Here is a 17,730-nt window from a genome sequence, read left to right as displayed (position 1 = left end):
TTTATCCCTTTCGGCAAGAAGACTCCATCTGATTTGTGTTACGGGTGAAACCCAACAATTCAGGTGGAGATGAATTGCCGTCAGAAGGTAGGCTGAACTCTTTTGTTTCGTTCATAACAATTTTTTTGAGAGCGAATATTTGTTTCTTTTTGTCTTACGATATAATCTGCCCTTAGATAAGGAGGGAATATATCGTAAGACAACGAAATTGGATAATAATCATCATTCGGTTACTTGCGCTAAAAGGAATTACGATGAAGAGCATGTTCACATTTTGTTCCGTTTCGTTCCAAATATTGATTTGTCAAAAGTAATGAACTCTCTAAGAAAGGTGGTGAAAGCAATGGCTAGAAAGAAAGCAGTGAAAGTATTACGTAAACAAAAGAAAAGAGAAACCATACAACGATTCACTCAAAAACAGAATATCGGACGAGCTTGTCTTACTGCAAAAGAATTCCGCTTACTGCAACGCATGTCACATAGTTCAAAAGCGTTGCGAAATGTTGGATTGTACACGATTAAACAAAGTTACTTGAACCATAATAAAATGGCTACTGTAAAAGAAGTGGACACTGCCATGCAAGCTGATATGAACTACTCGGGCGTTCAATCAAACTCTGTTCAAGCCATTCGTAGAGCCTTATTTACAGAAGTAAAAAGCTTTTTTAAAGCATGGGAACAGTGGAAGAAAAAACCTGAAACCTTCACAGGGCGTCCTAAGTTTCCGAATTATTCTAATCCAACTGACAAACGAATTATTGAAATCTATCAAGTTCCAAAAGTGGATGATAACGGGTATTGGATGATTCCAATGAATGTGGCATTCAGAAAAAAATTCGGTTCCATTAAAATACGTATGCCTAAAAATGTAAGAAATAAAAAAATCTCCTACATTGAGATTGTACCGAAGCAAAAAGGTCGGTTCTTTGAGGTGCATTACACATATGAGATGCACGTTTCTCAAATGAAGCAACAATCCACGACTACAAGTAAGGCTTTGAGTTGCGATTTAGGTGTAGATAGATTATTAAGTTGCGTAACAAATACAGGTGATACATTTTTAATTGATGGGAAAAAATTAAAATCCATTAACCAGTACTTCAACAAAATGATACGTAATCTCCAACAGAAAAATATTGAAAATGGACTTTCAAAACGTGTTGTAACGAATCAAATGGCTTCACTTTGGCATAAACGGGAAAGACAAATAAATGGTTACATTTCACAAACTGTAGGCTTGTTGTTCAAAAAAGTGAAAGCATGCAACATAGATACGGTTGTCGTAGGGTATAACACTGGTTGGAAACAAAAATCTGATATGGGGAAAAAGAATAATCAAACATTTGTTCAAATCCCATTTCATAAACTGATTGCATCGATTGAGAATAAATGTGTAAAAGAAGGCATCGGATTTTTAAAACAAGAAGAAAGCTATACTTCAAAAGCTAGTTTTCTTGATAAAGATCCGATTCCAGTTTGGTCTAAGGATGATAGGACGCATTATCGCTTTAGTGGCAAACGAATCACTCGTGGTCTGTACCAAAGTAAAGCAGGAACATGTATCCATGCTGATATTAATGGTGCATTGAATACATTGCAAAAATCAAGAGTTGTACAATTGGATGACAATCTCAAAGTGAAAACGCCGATTCTATTAGAAGTGCAAAAACGTAAGGCTGTTGCTTCGTGCATAGCTTAGTGGGTGCTTCAACCATCCATGTGTACTCGACTTGTCGGGGCTTGTAGCACACGCCGGAGTCATCTGAGTGGTGGCTTCTTCCATAAGGAAGAACTGCTCTTTTTCGAAAGGGTGGTGCAAGTGGGAAAACAATAGTTCGTTGCCAGTACCAACCAAAAACATACTTGGGGTATTACCGTAAGGTGGCATGAATTCTAGAGCGTCAAACTGTCTAGCGATAGACGAAAAGACCTAGCGTTCTAACTCAAGCCCCCACTGAAACGCTGGGGGTAGTTGACAATATAAAAAGGGGGTGGACTATTGAAAATCAGGCAAGGAAAATATGAAGAAATAAAATTACGCGATAGAATTCCAGGAATGGTTGAATATATAGAGGACACAATGTTACCTACTGGTTTTCACTATTATATTCCTCCTCACTGGCATAGAAGTATTGAAATTAGCCTAGTCGTATATGGAGAGGTTTTCTTGTATGTGAATGGGAAAAAAAAGAAAGTATCCGCTGGCGAATTTATTTTTGTGAATAGTGGCGATGTTCATGAATTCGAAAAAGTTAAAAATACAAGTTGTGCAGTAATGATGTTGATTATTTCTTATGAATTTCTTAAAGAGGTAAATGGAGATTTTGATAAATATAGATTTAATATAAAAGAATCAGTTGTTCAGAAAACTAACCTCCAGCAAATATTTTATGAATTAAAGGAGTTAGTCGCAAATTCTGATGATTTAAGTTACATAAAAATTAATAGTCTAATTTATGAAATTGTTTATATTCTATTGCGATATTGCAAAGGTGGAGAGAATATAGACAATAATTATCAACTTGGAAATAAACAGAAAGAAATGATTACGTATATTTATAAACATTATGATGAAGAACTTAAACTGAAAGATGTGGCTAAACATTTTTTTGTAAGTGAAGAACATTTTTCACGTATGTTCAAAAAATCGTTTGGATCAAATTTCACCACTTTTTTAACGAGATACAGGCTCTATAAAGCGTATGAAGATATTATTAGAAGTGAAAATTCTATACAAGATATAGCAGTAAAACACGGATTTCCAAATGTAAAATCATTTATTTCACAGTTTAAAGAGAAATATGGATATACACCATTACAGTATAGAAAAAATATCATATCAAAAAATGCCTATAATTGTATCAAATATAAACAACAATAAAAAAACGTTCCATGTTACATTTTGTACATGGAACGTTTTTTTATTTAGTAATAGTAAATGAAGTGAGATTCAATAGAGATTTATCTAATCCGAAGAAATGAAAGCGTTTAAAAAAGGGAGGATGAATACTAGATGACTAGAAAATATGACTTAAACCTGTTAGAAAAAATGCAAGAAAAACAAGAAACCATCAATGTACAGGGGGCGAAAGTCTTAGTAAAAAACATACCAGATTGTGATGAAAAAGGAGCGATGGATCCACGTCTTTATAAGGACACGAAAGTTCAAATAAATGTAATGAGGTTTATGCCTAAAAATATGATGAAAATGGACGCTTCTGAAAAATCGGTAAGGAATATGCGAAAACAATTTAATGGAATTAAAAGTGTTCCAATTGTCACTAAAGACATTAATATTACGCATAAAACAGTGAAAGCGGAAGATGGATATGATATTCCGATAAGAATTTATAACAGTGTTTCTAAACAGGAGAATGCGCCAGTTTTATATTTTATTCACGGTGGTGGATTCATGGCAGGATCACCAGATGTAGTAGAAGAACTTGTGAAATTGATAGTAGAAAAAACAGATATACTAGCCGTTTCTGTGGATTATCGATTAGCTCCGGAAAATCCTTTTCCAACTGGGCATACAGATTGCTACACTACTTTAAAGTGGATTTATGAAAATGCTGATACATTAGGCGGGGATAAGAATAATATCTTTGTGGCAGGTGATAGTGCAGGAGGGAACTTAACACAGTATTGTACAACTAAAGATATGGAAGATGGTAGGAAGTACGTGAAGGGACAGTTGCTTCTGTATCCTACAATTAATATGTGTGATTATAAAGATGAATTTTATTCTTGGAGTATAGATAAATATGAAATTGCTCCTAAGTATAAAAAAGGATTAGAAAAAATGCTTAATATAATGCATTCAATGGTTGGAGGTATGTCAGAAGTACTTGGTACGAAAGAAATTCATTCGAAGTATTTAAGTCCCTATGTTGATGTATCCTCAGATTATCCAAGTACATTTATTACGGTAGGAGAGCATGATTTTTTAATGATAGAATGTTTAGCGTATGCAGCTAAATTGACTAAAAAAGGAGTTGATACTGAAACAGTCCTTTATCGTGGTTTAGGGCACGCTTATGGAGATAACGTAGGTGTCTATCCTCAAAGTGAAGATTTAGCAATTGAGATGGGGAATTTTATATTAAAACATAGTGGGAAGTAGGGGGAATGATGAAAAATAGAAAAGTGATATTAATTTCAAGTTTCGCTATTTTATTATGTATATTTGCATTTAAAGACTTACAAATATCCCATAGTCTATATGAACCAACTAATAAGATCGCTCTTTTTTTACAAGCTATAGGAGAAATTCCAGCGATGCTTATTGCCTTGTTTTCTAGTATGTATTTATTTAAAACTAGAAAGAATAAAGGTTCAAGAGGGTATTATCTATCTGGAATTGGTTATGGAGTAATCATTCTTTTATTCGCTTTTATAGCTTCATTTATGCTAGTACATTATTTAACTATTTCAAAAATATTGATTCCAATTTTTATGCTTTGCTTTATTGTAGCTTGCTATATGATTTCTAAATCATGGAGTAAATACGATGATGCAAAATTGAGAGACATTGCATTAATTGGATTATTAAGTGTAGTTATTGTGTTAATTACATTTAATCTAATAAAACTAGGATGGGGTAGAGAACGGTATCGTCATATGATTTCTATTGGATCATTTGAAGGATTTTCAAAATGGTTTATACCTCAAGGAATTGCTAAAAGTGATGAGTTTATGTCATTCCCTTCAGGCCACAGTGCTAATGCAGCGTTAGTCATTTGGTTTAGTTTATTACCAGAATATTTTGCTTCACTAAAAAGAAAAAAAATAGGTGTTTGGATTCTCATTCTTTTATGGATGATACTAGTACCAATGAGTCGTATTATGGTAGGAGCTCATTTTGCTTCAGATGTTACAGTTGGAGTCGCTATTTCAGTTACTGTTTTTATGTGTTTGAAAAAATTTATATGGAGAGATAAGAAAAATAAACGCACCAATAATAATGATGTTCTTCCACATTCATTGAATCGGTGATAAGAAAGTCTTGTCCTTTGAGGGAATATATAATAATTAATGTATGGCTTGTTCATTAAGCTGTTTTGATAAATAAAATTAGTATTTGGGTTATCCTTATCTTATTTATTAAATTCAATAATAGGATTATAGGTTGCAGGATGAATTTCTAATTCCGAAATAATAGAGGGAAGAGTAATCTTCCCTCTATTTCATTTGTTATTTAATTTTCGTAAATGTAAGAGGCTGAGTACTTAAAGTTGCAGGTACGTGTAATTGAAGAGCCGGGAATTCGCCATTTACATTCATATCATAAGCGAATAAAAGCCCCATTTTCATTTGGAACAAACTAATTGATGCTGAGAAGATGTCGTAATGATGGTGCTGTAGTTTAATTTCCGTATCCATGAATTGTACATGTAAGGAATCATCTTGTTTGTATATTTTCAGTGTTCCATAAGCAGGGTGCTCAAAAGTTCCAGTGTACTCATCTAATGTATGAGAAGGGATAGTCCCATTTATTGCTTCAGGAAGTGATTCAGTTGTCTCTTTCCTCATTTCTTTCATTTTTTCACTATCTTCTACAGCACGTTCATGCCAGTCGATATATTCTAGTCCGAGAAGTTCGTCGTAAATATGCTGTGTAATATAAGTAGGAAGTAAAGTTTGCCCGGAATTTGTTAGTACGATAATACCAATATTTTCGTTTGGCATAAATGACGCAAGTGCAGAAAACCCATCAATATTACCGCCGTGATGAATCATTTTATAACCGCGGTAAGCGCTAATAAACCAACCGAGTCCGTAGCTATTTAATGGTGATTCACTCGTTGATAACATTGGCTGATCTGGAATTGGAGTGTGTGGTGTATACATTTCTTGGAGTAGTTCAGTAGAAATCAAATCATGATTTTCTGTTTTTCCTTCGTTTAAATGAAGGAGTACCCAATTTGCCATATCTTCAATGGTAGAGTTAATACATCCAGCCGCTCCAACTGTATCGATATTTCGGAATGGAATTTCTTTCATTTCACCATTATCTTCAGTGTAAGGTAATGCGTAATCATCTGTATTTTGTGAGTCTGTAACAGAGAAGTTTGTATGTCTCATATTTAAAGGTTCTAAAATATGTTCTGTAACGTATTGCTCCCATGTTTGATTCGTAATCTTCTCAACCATGTAGCTAATTGTCGCATACATTAAGTTGTTATATAGAAATGCTGTGCGGAACGGTGCATCAAGTGATAAATGTTTTATTTTTTCAACAAGATTTTTTCGAGTTAAGGAAGAACTGTACCAAAGAGCATCGTGACGACTTACCCCAGTACGATGAGAAGCTAAATCTCGTCCTGTAACTTGCGAGTTAGAGAGCATATCGGATAAAGAGAAGTTAGGTACGTAAGTTTGGACAGGAGTATCCCAATTAAACTTTTTTTGCTGTGCTAATAAGCTTAAAGAAAGTGTACCGAATGCTTTCGTTGCGGAACCGATTGCGAATCGTGTCTGCGGAGTAACAGCCTCTTTTTTCTCTATGTTACGATAGCCGAAACCTTCAGAAATAATGACCTCACCATCTTTTATAACGGCTATAGCGGCGCCAGGAACGTGTAAAGCTTTCATCATCTCTTCAACCTTATGTTGTAACGTACTTAAAACAGGAGTTTTGATTTTAGACATGCTTCCAACCTCCAAATATAAATTTTATGTTCCGCACTATACTTTCTGTAATAGAAAAGTGAAAACCTTTTTAAATATTGAAAGTTAATAATTTTGTAAGAAATATTGAAAGAATTTTTATTAATTTGGATTATTAAATTCGCTGTTTTTCATGTTATGATAAATCTTATATAAGATTGAAAGAAGGTTTTCCTACATATGAAACATGCTGAATATGAATACTTAAATTTATGCCGTCATGTAATGGAGCACGGTACGAAGAAAGAAGATCGTACAGGGACAGGTACTGTATCTGTATTTGGATATCAAATGCGTTTCGATCTAAGTAAAGGATTTCCTTTATTAACGACAAAGAGAGTCCCATTTCGCCTTGTAGCAAGTGAACTGCTTTGGTTTATGAAAGGTGATACAAATATTCGTTATTTATTGCAACATAATAATAATATTTGGAATGAATGGGCGTTTAAGAGCTGGGTAGAAGGTGACGAGTATAATGGTCCTGATATGACAGATTTCGGTCTTCGCTCTCAACAAGATGAGGAATTTAAGAAGCAATACGATGAGCAAATGGACCTATTTAAAAAGAATGTTTTAGAAGATGATGATTTTTCGAATAAATATGGTTATTTAGGAGACGTATACGGAAAGCAGTGGCGTGCTTGGAAAACGACAGCTGGTGAAACACTAGATCAACTAAAAGATGTAATTGAAATGATTAAGAAAACACCAGATTCACGCCGCCTAATTGTTTCTGCTTGGAATCCTGAAGATGTACCAAGTATGGCATTACCGCCTTGTCATACGCTATTCCAATTTTATGTAGCAGATGGAAAGCTTTCTTGTCAGTTATATCAAAGAAGCGGTGATATTTTCCTTGGCATTCCATTTAACATTGCAAGCTATTCACTTTTAACACATTTAATTGCACATGAATGTGGTCTTGAAGTAGGAGAATTTGTTCATACAATTGGTGATGCACATATTTATACAAATCATTTTGAACAAGTAGAAAAGCAGTTGGCACGTGAACCACGTCCGTTCCCTAAACTTACATTAAATCCAGATGTGAAATCTGTGTTTGATTTTGAAATGGACGATTTAACTATTGAAGGATATGATCCACATCCAGCAATTAAAGCACCAGTTGCAGTGTAATTGTAGAGGAGATGCAAAGATGATTATTTCATTTATGGTCGCAATGGACGAAAATAGAGTAATTGGTAAAGATAATAAATTACCTTGGCATTTGCCAAGTGAATTACAGTATGTGAAGAAAACGACAATGGGTCACCCGCTTATTATGGGAAGAAAGAACTATGAAGCGATTGGTAGACCACTGCCAGGAAGACGTAATATTATCGTAACTCGCAATGGAGAGTATCATGTTGAAGGTTGTGAAGTTGCTCATTCTGCGGAAGAAGTGTTTGAGCTATGCAAAGATGAAGAAGAAATCTTTATTTTTGGAGGAGCGCAAATTTATGATTTATTCTTACCGTATGTGGAGAAATTGTATATAACAAAGATTCATCATGCGTTTGATGGAGATACATTCTTCCCGGAAATAGATATGACTGATTGGAAAGAAGTTTTTGTGGAGAAAGGCTTAACGGATGAAAAAAATCCGTACACGTACTATTATCATATTTATGAAAAGCAACAATAAAAAAAGATTGATGTGAGCATTCACATCAATCTTTTTATTTATATTATTAAATGTATCTTTATAGAGAGGATTCGATAGTGCTATAATGAGAGTTAGCATGTATAGAATGCTATAAATCTTTAGAAGTACGCTATGTAATAAAAGGAGGAGAATCGGTTGAGAAAAATATGGGGGATTCTTTTTCTTTGCTTTGCATTAATGCTAGTCGGATGCGGCAAAGAAGAAAAACCACAAGAAGCGTTTGATACATATGTAAAAGCATGGAATAAACAAAAATTTGCAGATATGTATGATCAATTATCAGAAAATGCAAAAAAAGATATTTCACAGAAAGAGTTTACTGAGAAATATGAAAAGATTTATTCTGGTATTGAAGTGAAAGACTTAAAGGTAGAAACAGGGGAAGTAAAAGAAGATAAAAAAGATGAAGGCCCTGTTCCTTTTAAAGTAAGCATGGATACAGTTGGTGGTAAAATCACTTTTGGCCATGAAGCAAAAATGGTGAAAGAAAAAGATGGGGATAAAGAGTCTTGGAAAATAGATTGGACTCCTGATTTCATTTTCCCTGGCATGACAAAAGATAGTAAAGTGCGTATGCAGACAACACAACCAAAACGTGGTGAAGTTTACGATCGTAATGGAAAAGGTCTTGCGACGAATGGTAAAGCTTCTGAAATCGGAATGATTCCTGAAAAGTTAGGGGATGCTGCTCCGCAAACGAAAGAAACGGTAGCGAAGTTGTTAAATATGTCTGTAGAAGAAATTGATCAAAAACTAGCTGCTAAATGGGTAAAACCAGGGTATCTCGTACCAATTGGAATTTTGCCTGAGGGAGCAACGCAAAATACCTACATTGATTTACCAGGTGTTGCAACAAAACCTGTAAATGTTCGTACATATCCATTAGGGGAAGCAGCAGCGCATCTTACTGGTTATATCGGAAAAGTAAATGCTGAAGATTTAAAAACGCTTCAAAAGAAAGGTTATCAAGCAGATGATCCAGTTGGTAAGGCTGGATTAGAGCAAGTATTGGAAGAACAGCTACGCGGGAAAAAAGGTGGCCGTGTCTTCATGGAAGATGCGCAAGGAAAAGAAATTAAAAATTTAGTGAAAACAGATGCTGTTGATGGAGAAAATGTAACTTTAACTATCGATAGTGTTGTTCAAGAAAAAACGTATAATGAAATGAAAGGAGAGGCTGGATCAAGTGCTGCAATTAACCCGAAAAGCGGGGAAACGATTGCACTTGTAAGTAGTCCAGCATACGATCCTAATCTTATTGCGAGAGGGACATCAAAAGCTCAACGTGAAGCTTGGAATAATGACCCGAAAAAACCGATGACGAATCGATTTACACAATTATCGGTTCCGGGTTCTGTATTTAAGCCAATTACAGGTGCAATTGGACTTGAAACGAAAACAATCGATCCGAAAGAAGAATTGAAAATTGAAGGACTGAAATGGACGAAAGATTCTTCTTGGGGCAATTATTACGTAACACGTGTAAAAGATGCAAATCCGATTGATTTTGATAAGGCAATGAAATACTCGGATAATATTTACTTTGCACAAGAAGCTTTGAAAATTGGAAAAGATAAATTTATGGCTGAGGCGAAAAAATTCGGATTTGATGAGAAATTACCAATTGAATACGGATTCCCAGTTTCTAAAATCGCAAGTGATGGCATAAAAAATGATATTCAAATGGCAGATACAGGATATGGACAAGGACAAGTCTTAATGACCCCTCTTCATTTAGCTTTAACGTATGCACCGATTGTAAATGATGGAACGATTCCGTCGCCATATCTTATTAAAACAGATAAACAACCAAAGGCCTGGAAAGAAAATGTGATTTCTAAAGGAACTCAAGATATATTGAAAACGGCTTTAACGAAAGTAATTAACGATCCAGATGGTACAGGGAAAATTGCAAAAATTGATGGTATGACTCTTGCTGGTAAAACAGGAACAGCAGAATTAAAAGTATCAAAAGAGGCAGAAGGAAAAGAACTAGGTTGGTTCGCTGCGTTTGATTTAAATTCACCTGATATGGTCATTACAATGATGATTGAAGATGTAAAAGGTAGAGGTGGAAGTAATATTCCGGCTGAAAAAGTGAAACATGTTTTTCAAAAGTAGTAATTGATGAAGACTATCTCCATGAAATATGGAGGTAGTTTTTTTATTTGATTAAAACCTTAATATTTATATACAAAACTAACTGAAATAATATAACTTATTAACTTACGAAAAAAAAGCAGCTATTTTTTATTGACAGCCATTAAAACTTTTTGTATTATACTTACATAAGGTAAGTTATTTACTATAAAAAAATAAATCTCAAAGTAAAGATAAATTTGAAAAAGGGAGATAATATAATGACAAAAGTACTATTTATTACAGCAAATCCAAATTCAGCAGAAGGTTCTTTCGGTATGGCAGTAGGGGAAGCTTTCATCGAAACATATAAAAACGAACATCCACAAGACGAAGTTGTAACAATTGATTTATTCAATACAACTGTACCAGCAATCGATGCAGACGTATTCGCTGCTTGGGGTAAATTTGCAGCAGGCGAAGGATTCGAAAATTTAAGTGAAACTCAGCAACAAAAAGTTGCAGCAATGAACAATAACTTAGAAACATTTATGCATGCAGATCGTTATGTATTCGTGACTCCAATGTGGAACTTCAGCTACCCAGCAGTAGTGAAAGCATACTTAGATAACTTATCAATCGCAGGTAAAACATTCAAATATACTGAAAATGGTCCAGTTGGCTTACTAGAAGGCAAAAAAGCACTTCATATTCAAGCTACAGGCGGCATTTACTCTGAAGGAGCATACGCATCTATGGACTTCGGTCGCAATCACTTAAATGCAGTATTAGGATTCATGGGTGTATCAGACACTGAATATATTGCAGTTGAAGGAATGAATGCAAATCCTGAAAAAGCACAAGACATTAAAGAAGCAGCAATTGTAAATGCACGCGAATTAGCAAAACGTTTCTAATATAGAAAACTTCAAAATGTCCAAACACTTGTTGTTTGGACATTTTTTCTTCTTTTTCCTTCGTTTGTCTAGTATAATGAAGGTCGGAATGATAATAGGTGGGGGTTCTGTATGATTCAAACGTTTTTTAAAATCTTTTATTTAATTTTAATCGTAATTGCGATTACACCAAGGTTGTGGCGTATAAAAAGAAAAGCAAATGCGATGTCACCGCAAGAAAAAGATAGTGTTGTGTATAAAACAACAAACTGGTTTGGTAAGAAAATGGTGCGTGTAACTGGATCGACTGTAGAAGTAAAGGGACTTGAAAATGTTCCGAAAGACAAGCCGGTGCTAGTTGTAAGTAATCATCAAAGTAATATGGATATTCCTGTTTTACTAGGTTACTTAAATAAGCCAATTGGATTCGTTTCAAAAGCGGAAATTAAAAAGTTTCCGGTTGTACCAACATGGATGGAACTAATGAATTGTGTGTTCATGGACCGCAGCGATCGCCGTCAATCTCTTAAGGCAATTAAAGATGGAATTGAACTGTTAAAGAACGGACATTCTATCGTAATTTTTCCAGAGGGAACGAGAAGTAAGGGCGGCGAAATCGGTGAGTTTAAAGCAGGGAGTTTTCACCTTGCAGTAAAATCTGGCGTATCTATATTACCAGTAACTTTAGATGGTACATATAAGATGTTTGAGGCTAATGGAAATCGTATGAAACCAGCTCATGCAACATTAACAATTTCTAAGCCAATTACACCTGAAGAATATGCAAGTATGGATGCTAAAGAGTTAACCCAGCATACAAAAGATATTATTGCATCTCAATTACATAAGTAATAAAAAAAAGTTTCAGCTTATACAAGCTGAAACTTTTTTTATGCTGCGGGTAAGACATAAAACAGTACGCAGAAAAACATCATTGTACTACCACCTAGTACGAATAGATGCCAAATGGCATGATTGAATGGAAGCTTTTCCCAAAGGAAGAATATAGCTCCGACAGAATACAAAATGCCGCCTATTAATAGTAGTGAGAAGCCGTGACCGGTTAAATTTTCATAAAGGGGTTTAATGGCAACGATCATGAGCCAACCCATAATGATATAACACAATGTTGATGTTTTAATAAAGCGACGAACAAAGAAGATTTTGAAAATAATTCCACCAATTGCAAGGGTCCAAATAATTGCGAGTAAAGTCCAACCGATCGGGCCACGCAGTGTAATGAGTAGAAATGGTGTATACGTGCCGGCAATTAATAAATATATGGCGGAGTGATCTAAAATGGTAAATAACTTTTCTACTTTTGGATGATGGATACTATGTAGCAGTGTAGAAAATAAGTATAGAAGGAACATGCTTACGCCATAAACGGTAAAGCCAACAACAGCAGATGCTGTGCCATGTTTGGAAGCATGAATAATTAATATGATTAAGGCAGGGATGCTTAAAATGGCACCGATACCATGGGTAATTGCATTCGCAATTTCTTCTTTTACAAATTGGGTCATTCTTGTAATTTTTTGGGTCATAATGTTAGTCCCTTTCACTGTATTGAGATAAGTTATATTTTCCTTAACCATATCATATACAAAAGGAATAGAAAATGATATTTGTATAATTGATTTTATTTTTGAATTTTTTTGATAAAAGACAACGGATACATTGACGTTTACGAAATTTTTTGACAAAATGAACTTATGGAATAGTAGGACAAGGAATCTACTTATGAAGGGGATGGGGAAATGTTTTCAAATATTGGCTTTCCAGGGTTAATTTTAATTTTAGTAGCAGTGTTAATTTTATTCGGCCCCAAAAAGTTACCGGAAATTGGGAAAGCTTTAGGGGAAACGTTAAAAGAATTTAAAAAATCAACAAAAGAATTGACTGATGAGGCATTTCAAGAGAAAGAAAAAAATAAATAAAAGAATCTGATGAAGTTTTTCTAGGAATGGATAAATAAAGTGTGGTGAACGAGATGGAAGATCGGGAAATGAGCGTAGTAGAACATATTGTTGAGCTTCGCAAACGAGTAATATATACAGTATTATCCTTTGTATTATTTTTAATTATTGGATTTACTTTTACGAAGGATATTTATTTTTGGCTTGTAAAAGATTTACCAATGAAATTAACTGTTCTCGGTCCAAGTGATGTGTTGTGGATTTTTTTCTTGATTGCTACAGTATTTGCTATCGTTTGTACAATTCCTTTTGCTGCGATACAAATTTGGTTATTTGTAAAACCAGGTTTACATCCCAATGAACAAAAAATGACATTAATGTATATACCGGTATTGTCTATATTATTTATAGCAGGCCTATCTTTCGGTTATTTTATCGTCATGCCATTTTTATTTCATTTCCTAACTACAATTGGTAATGAGATGTTTAATACAATGTTTACAACGGAAAAATATTTTCATTTCGTATTAAATTTAACAGTTCCGTTTGCTGTTATATTTGAATTACCTGTAGTTGTTATGTTTTTAACGAGTATAGGTCTTCTAACCGCAGAATTTCTGCAGAAAATAAGAAGATATGCTTATGTCGTGTTGATTATAATTGCATCGTGTATATCGCCGCCAGATTTTTTATCACATAGTTTAGTAGCGGTACCGCTTATTTGTATTTATGAAATTAGTATCGCTTTATCAAAGATAGTTAGTAAACGAAAACAGAAAAGAGAAGAAGAAACACAGTCGAAAAGTGCCTCGTTATAAAGGCACTTTTTAATTTATTTGTTATACTCTAGCTATAATTGTATACAATATATAGAAGAAAAAAATTATAGAATCTCCAAAATTTAGACAAACTTTTCATTTTTATAAGGTTATACTGAAGTTATCAAGCTATATATGGGTAATAAGACTCCCGTCTCAAAGTATATATAGGACAGGGTTCGAATTAGGTGGATATAAATGAAGTATTAACTTCTAAACGGGGGCAGCTTAAGGATATTTTAGTATTCATAGGAAACCTACACTAAAAAACGTGTTAAAGAATAAAGTGGAGGAAGTTCAAAAATCCAACGAAAAAGAGGATTGATATTGTGATTACGAAAAGTTTTTATTTCACTCATGCAACAGGGAATTGTATTAAAATATTTGAAATCCCTGTCCTACAAACACAGCATCCATTAGCGTTTCTAATTCAGTCTCGTCTTCAATTGTTTATTGCAAAAATTCAAAAACATAAAAACCCAAGAGTCTCGTACTCTTTCCGTGAATATTTACAAAGTTGTTTGAAGTGGAATGATTATTCAAATGTATATAAAACAAATACTCTTGAAAAGAATGCATAATATACAGCAGGGACAGAGTTAGGTAGGCTCTGTCTTTTTCATTTTAGGTATAAAAATATAATTAATTTGGTGAAATTTATTCGAAATTGTTGAAAGCATCAGGAATGCTAGTATAATAACAGGGAGAGCGTATTCGAAAGGGAAGAATATAATATGCAAAAAATTAAAATTGTAACAGATTCAACGGCAGATTTAACTCAAGAAGTGATTGAGAAGTATGATATTCATGTTTTACCATTATCTATTTCTGTAAATGGACAAACATACTTAGATCGCGTTGATTTACAGCCAGATGAATTTATTGAAGAAATGATTAAATCAGAAGAATTACCAAAAACATCACAACCAGCTATGGGTACATTTGTAGAAATGTATGACAAGCTAGGCGAAGATGGAAGTGAAGTACTTTCCATTCATATGACAGGTGGAATGAGCGGTACTGTCGCAACAGCGAATAGCGCTGCATCAATGACAGATACAAAAGTAACAGTTGTTGATTCTCAATTTATTACACATGCTTTAGCATATCAAGTAATTGAAGCTGCAAAAATGGCAAAAGAAGAATGCTCACTAGAAGATATTTTAAAACGTATTGATGAAGTAAGAAAGAATACTCGTTTATATGTTGTCGTAGATACATTAGAGAACTTAGTGAAGGGTGGACGTATCGGTAAAGGGAAAGCTTTTATCGGTTCATTACTTAATATTAAACCTATTGCAAGCCTTGAAGGTGGCGTATATAATCCGGTAACGAAAGTACGTAGCCAAGGGCAGATTGTAAAAACATTGGCTAAAATATTCGAGGAAGATACTGCTGGAAAAGTGGTGAAAGCTGTTGCGATTCCACATGCTAAAGCAATTCCTTTAGCAGAAAGTGTAAAAGCTGCTGTTGAAAAAGTGAATGGATTCACTCAATCAGAGATTTTCTATACAACACCAGTTATCAGTACTCATACAGGACCAGGAGCAATTGGTTTTATGTATTTAGCAGAGTAATAAAAAAGCTACTTGAAATGAATTTTCAAGTAGCTTTTTTATGTGTATATGAAGTAAGAAATGAGAAGGGCAATACAGGCGCTTCCGCTAATGATATAGCGAGTCTGTAAATAATCTTTCATGGAAAACACCCTTTTCGATTTTTTAAAGTATATGATAAATTATTCGGAAAAATTAGTTCTATTATACAGGAGAGGTTTCTGTAATTTTTACTGGTTCTTTATCTGAGACAATAGGGCTATAAGTGAAAGTTTGGCCTAAAAAGAGAACATGTAGTTGTTCCCACGGTAGCATTCGTAAATTCCAGTTATTTCGTAGTCGAGTTACTGCTTCCCTTGGTGATTCATCTGCTAAAGCAAAAGTACCGTAGTGCATTGGAATGAAATGTGTAGCTTTTATATCTAGATAGGCTTGCACAGCTTCTTCTGGTGAAACGTGAGACACTTTCATAAACCATTCTGGTTCATAGGCACCAATTGGCATAAGTGCAATATCGATTGAAAAACGTTTGCCGATGTCTTTAAATCCTTGGAAATACCCACTATCACCACAAAAATAAATGGTTTCTGAAGAAGTCATATTATCAATGATCCATCCTCCCCAGTGAGAGGTGTTCATATCAAATAATGTTCTTCTCGTCCAGTGTTGGGCAGGTACGAAGTGAAAAGAGACTTCATCAATTGTTGTACTTTCCCACCAATTGTATTCTTCTACATTGGTGAATTTTTTACGAGTAAATAATTGTTTTAGCCCAATAGGAACAAGGTATAAAACATCATCGTTTAGCTGACGAAGAGATGCAAAGTCTACATGATCGTAATGACCGTGTGAAATAAGGACGATATCGATTTTAGGTAGTTCTTTTATAGTGAGCCCTGGCTCAGTAAGTCGTGGAACTAACTTTAATTTATTAGCCCATACTGGATCTGTTAAAATATTTAAGCCGTTCGTTTGAATGAGAAAAGTTGAATGACCAATCCATGTGACAGTCGTTTTTTCAAAGTTATTTAGCAGAAATTTACTTTGTTTAACAGGTGATTGTTCTACTAGGAAAGAAAAGTCTTTTTTGTTTTGCTTTCTCTCTTTACGCCAGCGTAAGAAGGAGCGAATTGATTTTTTTGTACTTACATTATCCATATTTTCATAGCGCTTTGCCATGAACATCACCTCATTTAAAATCGTTGTAGTTGTATTGTACCGAAATGTTGTTAAGGAATACAGTGTTTAATATGGATTAATGTTTAAGTGATTGTAAAAAAATAGGGAGATTTATTTACAAATTTAACAATTAACTTTGTTTCGCAAATAATAGTTAGAGAAATAATAGTAGTAAAATATATTTTGTCTAGTAATTAGCTTGAAATAAAGAAGTAACATACGTAAATTCGTACGATTTCGTGAACAAATGAAGTAAACAATTTTCTCATAGTATTTACTTTTGTTATGATGTACATAACTTACATAAATTAAGGAAAGAGAAAAGAGGTTTAATAATGAAGCATTATCAAAAGTTAATTGGTCTTATGGTTGTATTTTGTCTCTTTGTACTTGCAGGTTGTAGCAGTTCAGGTTCAAAATTACGTAAACCGTTAAACTGGGATTTAGAAACTTTCCAATTTACAAATCAAGAAGGAAAGCCGTTTGGTACAAAAGATTTAAAAGGGAAAGTTTGGGTAGCTGATTTCATGTTTACAAACTGTCAAACGGTTTGTCCGCCAATGACTGCTAATATGGCTAAATTACAAAAAATGGCTAAGGAAGAGAAATTGGATGTTCAGTTTGTTTCGTTTAGTGTAGATCCTGAACTTGATAAACCAGAAAATTTGAAAGCTTTCATTCAAAAGTTTACAGAAGATACAAGTAACTGGAACTTGTTAACCGGTTATTCACTGGAGGATATTACAAAGTTTTCAAAAGATAACTTCCAATCGCTTGTAGATAAACCAGAGAATGGGCAAGTAATGCACGGTACATCTTTTTATTTAATCGATCAAAATGGAAAAGTAATGAAAAAATATAGCGGTATTAGCAATACACCATATGAAGATATTATACGTGATATGAAGCGATTAGCGGATTAAAAAGAAGGGTGCTTAGCACCCTTCT

General features: G+C 34.1%; 17 protein-coding genes. 14 read left to right on the top strand and 3 right to left on the bottom strand.

The genetic code is table 11. The features are described 5' to 3' along the window. The first annotated feature begins 274 nt into the window (after positions 1 to 274). The 4 genes from ACE38F_RS17325 to ACE38F_RS17310 all read left to right on the top strand — a co-directional run bounded on the left by ACE38F_RS17325 (position 275) and on the right by ACE38F_RS17310 (position 4,995). On the top strand, positions 275 to 1,699 hold the full coding sequence (locus ACE38F_RS17325) for an RNA-guided endonuclease TnpB family protein (RefSeq protein WP_375369356.1): 1,425 nt from the start codon (positions 275 to 277) through the stop codon (positions 1,697 to 1,699). Between the two features lie 300 nt (positions 1,700 to 1,999). Continuing rightward, positions 2,000 to 2,881: an AraC family transcriptional regulator gene (locus ACE38F_RS17320; RefSeq protein ID WP_375369309.1), complete on the top strand. Its 882-nt coding sequence runs from the start codon at positions 2,000 to 2,002 to the stop codon at positions 2,879 to 2,881. A 132-nt stretch (positions 2,882 to 3,013) separates the two neighbouring features. After that, on the top strand, positions 3,014 to 4,123 hold the full coding sequence (locus ACE38F_RS17315; protein WP_375369308.1) for an alpha/beta hydrolase: 1,110 nt from the start codon (positions 3,014 to 3,016) through the stop codon (positions 4,121 to 4,123). Between the two features lie 8 nt (positions 4,124 to 4,131). Further along, positions 4,132 to 4,995 (top strand): phosphatase PAP2 family protein, encoded by an 864-nt coding sequence (locus ACE38F_RS17310; RefSeq protein WP_375369307.1) that lies wholly within the window; start codon positions 4,132 to 4,134, stop codon positions 4,993 to 4,995. Positions 4,996 to 5,193: 198 nt separating this feature from the next. Here ACE38F_RS17310 and ACE38F_RS17305 read toward each other — a convergent pair whose 3' ends face one another. Further along, positions 5,194 to 6,651: a serine hydrolase gene (locus tag ACE38F_RS17305; RefSeq protein WP_375369306.1), complete on the bottom strand. Its 1,458-nt coding sequence runs from the start codon at positions 6,649 to 6,651 to the stop codon at positions 5,194 to 5,196. A gap of 198 nt (positions 6,652 to 6,849) precedes the next feature. Between ACE38F_RS17305 and ACE38F_RS17300 the strand changes: the two genes are divergently transcribed. The 5 genes from ACE38F_RS17300 (at position 6,850) to ACE38F_RS17280 (ending at position 12,162) form a co-directional block, all read left to right on the top strand. Next, positions 6,850 to 7,806 carry a thymidylate synthase gene (locus ACE38F_RS17300; RefSeq protein ID WP_215556211.1) on the top strand — a complete coding sequence of 319 codons (957 nt, stop codon included), beginning with the start codon at positions 6,850 to 6,852 and terminating at the stop codon, positions 7,804 to 7,806. Between the two features lie 19 nt (positions 7,807 to 7,825). Continuing rightward, a complete protein-coding gene (locus ACE38F_RS17295) occupies positions 7,826 to 8,314 on the top strand; it encodes a dihydrofolate reductase (RefSeq protein ID WP_002158016.1) in 489 nt (162 codons plus the stop codon). 156 nt (positions 8,315 to 8,470) lie between these two features. Beyond that, positions 8,471 to 10,456: a penicillin-binding protein 3 gene (gene pbpC / locus ACE38F_RS17290; protein ID WP_375369304.1), complete on the top strand. Its 1,986-nt coding sequence runs from the start codon at positions 8,471 to 8,473 to the stop codon at positions 10,454 to 10,456. A 239-nt stretch (positions 10,457 to 10,695) separates the two neighbouring features. Then, positions 10,696 to 11,331 carry an FMN-dependent NADH-azoreductase gene (locus ACE38F_RS17285; RefSeq protein WP_215556213.1) on the top strand — a complete coding sequence of 212 codons (636 nt, stop codon included), beginning with the start codon at positions 10,696 to 10,698 and terminating at the stop codon, positions 11,329 to 11,331. A gap of 111 nt (positions 11,332 to 11,442) precedes the next feature. After that, positions 11,443 to 12,162 carry a lysophospholipid acyltransferase family protein gene (locus tag ACE38F_RS17280; RefSeq protein ID WP_215556214.1) on the top strand — a complete coding sequence of 240 codons (720 nt, stop codon included), beginning with the start codon at positions 11,443 to 11,445 and terminating at the stop codon, positions 12,160 to 12,162. A gap of 38 nt (positions 12,163 to 12,200) precedes the next feature. Here the strand turns inward: ACE38F_RS17280 and trhA are convergent, their stop codons facing one another. Beyond that, entirely contained in the window at positions 12,201 to 12,857 is a 657-nt protein-coding gene (trhA, locus tag ACE38F_RS17275) for a PAQR family membrane homeostasis protein TrhA (RefSeq protein WP_341306865.1), read from the bottom strand. Between the two features lie 213 nt (positions 12,858 to 13,070). Here trhA and ACE38F_RS17270 point away from each other — a divergent pair, with 213 nt between their 5' ends. The 4 genes from ACE38F_RS17270 (at position 13,071) to ACE38F_RS17255 (ending at position 15,624) form a co-directional block, all read left to right on the top strand. Beyond that, positions 13,071 to 13,250, top strand: a complete 180-nt coding sequence (locus tag ACE38F_RS17270) for a twin-arginine translocase TatA/TatE family subunit (RefSeq protein WP_002012719.1) — start codon at positions 13,071 to 13,073, stop codon at positions 13,248 to 13,250. A gap of 53 nt (positions 13,251 to 13,303) precedes the next feature. After that, complete coding sequence (gene tatC, locus ACE38F_RS17265; protein WP_033714706.1) at positions 13,304 to 14,047, top strand: twin-arginine translocase subunit TatC; 744 nt, start codon at positions 13,304 to 13,306, stop codon at positions 14,045 to 14,047. 329 nt (positions 14,048 to 14,376) lie between these two features. Continuing rightward, positions 14,377 to 14,628: a DUF2535 family protein gene (locus ACE38F_RS17260; protein WP_002158010.1), complete on the top strand. Its 252-nt coding sequence runs from the start codon at positions 14,377 to 14,379 to the stop codon at positions 14,626 to 14,628. Between the two features lie 153 nt (positions 14,629 to 14,781). Then, positions 14,782 to 15,624, top strand: a complete 843-nt coding sequence (locus tag ACE38F_RS17255; protein WP_375369302.1) for a DegV family protein — start codon at positions 14,782 to 14,784, stop codon at positions 15,622 to 15,624. Between the two features lie 183 nt (positions 15,625 to 15,807). On the opposite strand, the gene ACE38F_RS17250 is transcribed toward ACE38F_RS17255, so the two are convergent. After that, positions 15,808 to 16,782: an MBL fold metallo-hydrolase gene (locus tag ACE38F_RS17250; protein ID WP_375369301.1), complete on the bottom strand. Its 975-nt coding sequence runs from the start codon at positions 16,780 to 16,782 to the stop codon at positions 15,808 to 15,810. Between the two features lie 335 nt (positions 16,783 to 17,117). On the opposite strand from ACE38F_RS17250, the gene ACE38F_RS17245 reads away from it, so the two are divergent. Further along, a complete protein-coding gene (locus ACE38F_RS17245) occupies positions 17,118 to 17,705 on the top strand; it encodes an SCO family protein (protein ID WP_215556216.1) in 588 nt (195 codons plus the stop codon). Positions 17,706 to 17,730 lie beyond the last annotated feature (25 nt).

This window comes from Bacillus altaicus, from assembly GCF_042136375.2.
In the GTDB taxonomy this organism is placed as follows: domain Bacteria; phylum Bacillota; class Bacilli; order Bacillales; family Bacillaceae_G; genus Bacillus_A; species Bacillus_A cereus_U.
Note: the sequence above shows the minus strand (reverse complement) of the source record. Positions and strands in the feature narration are given on the sequence as shown.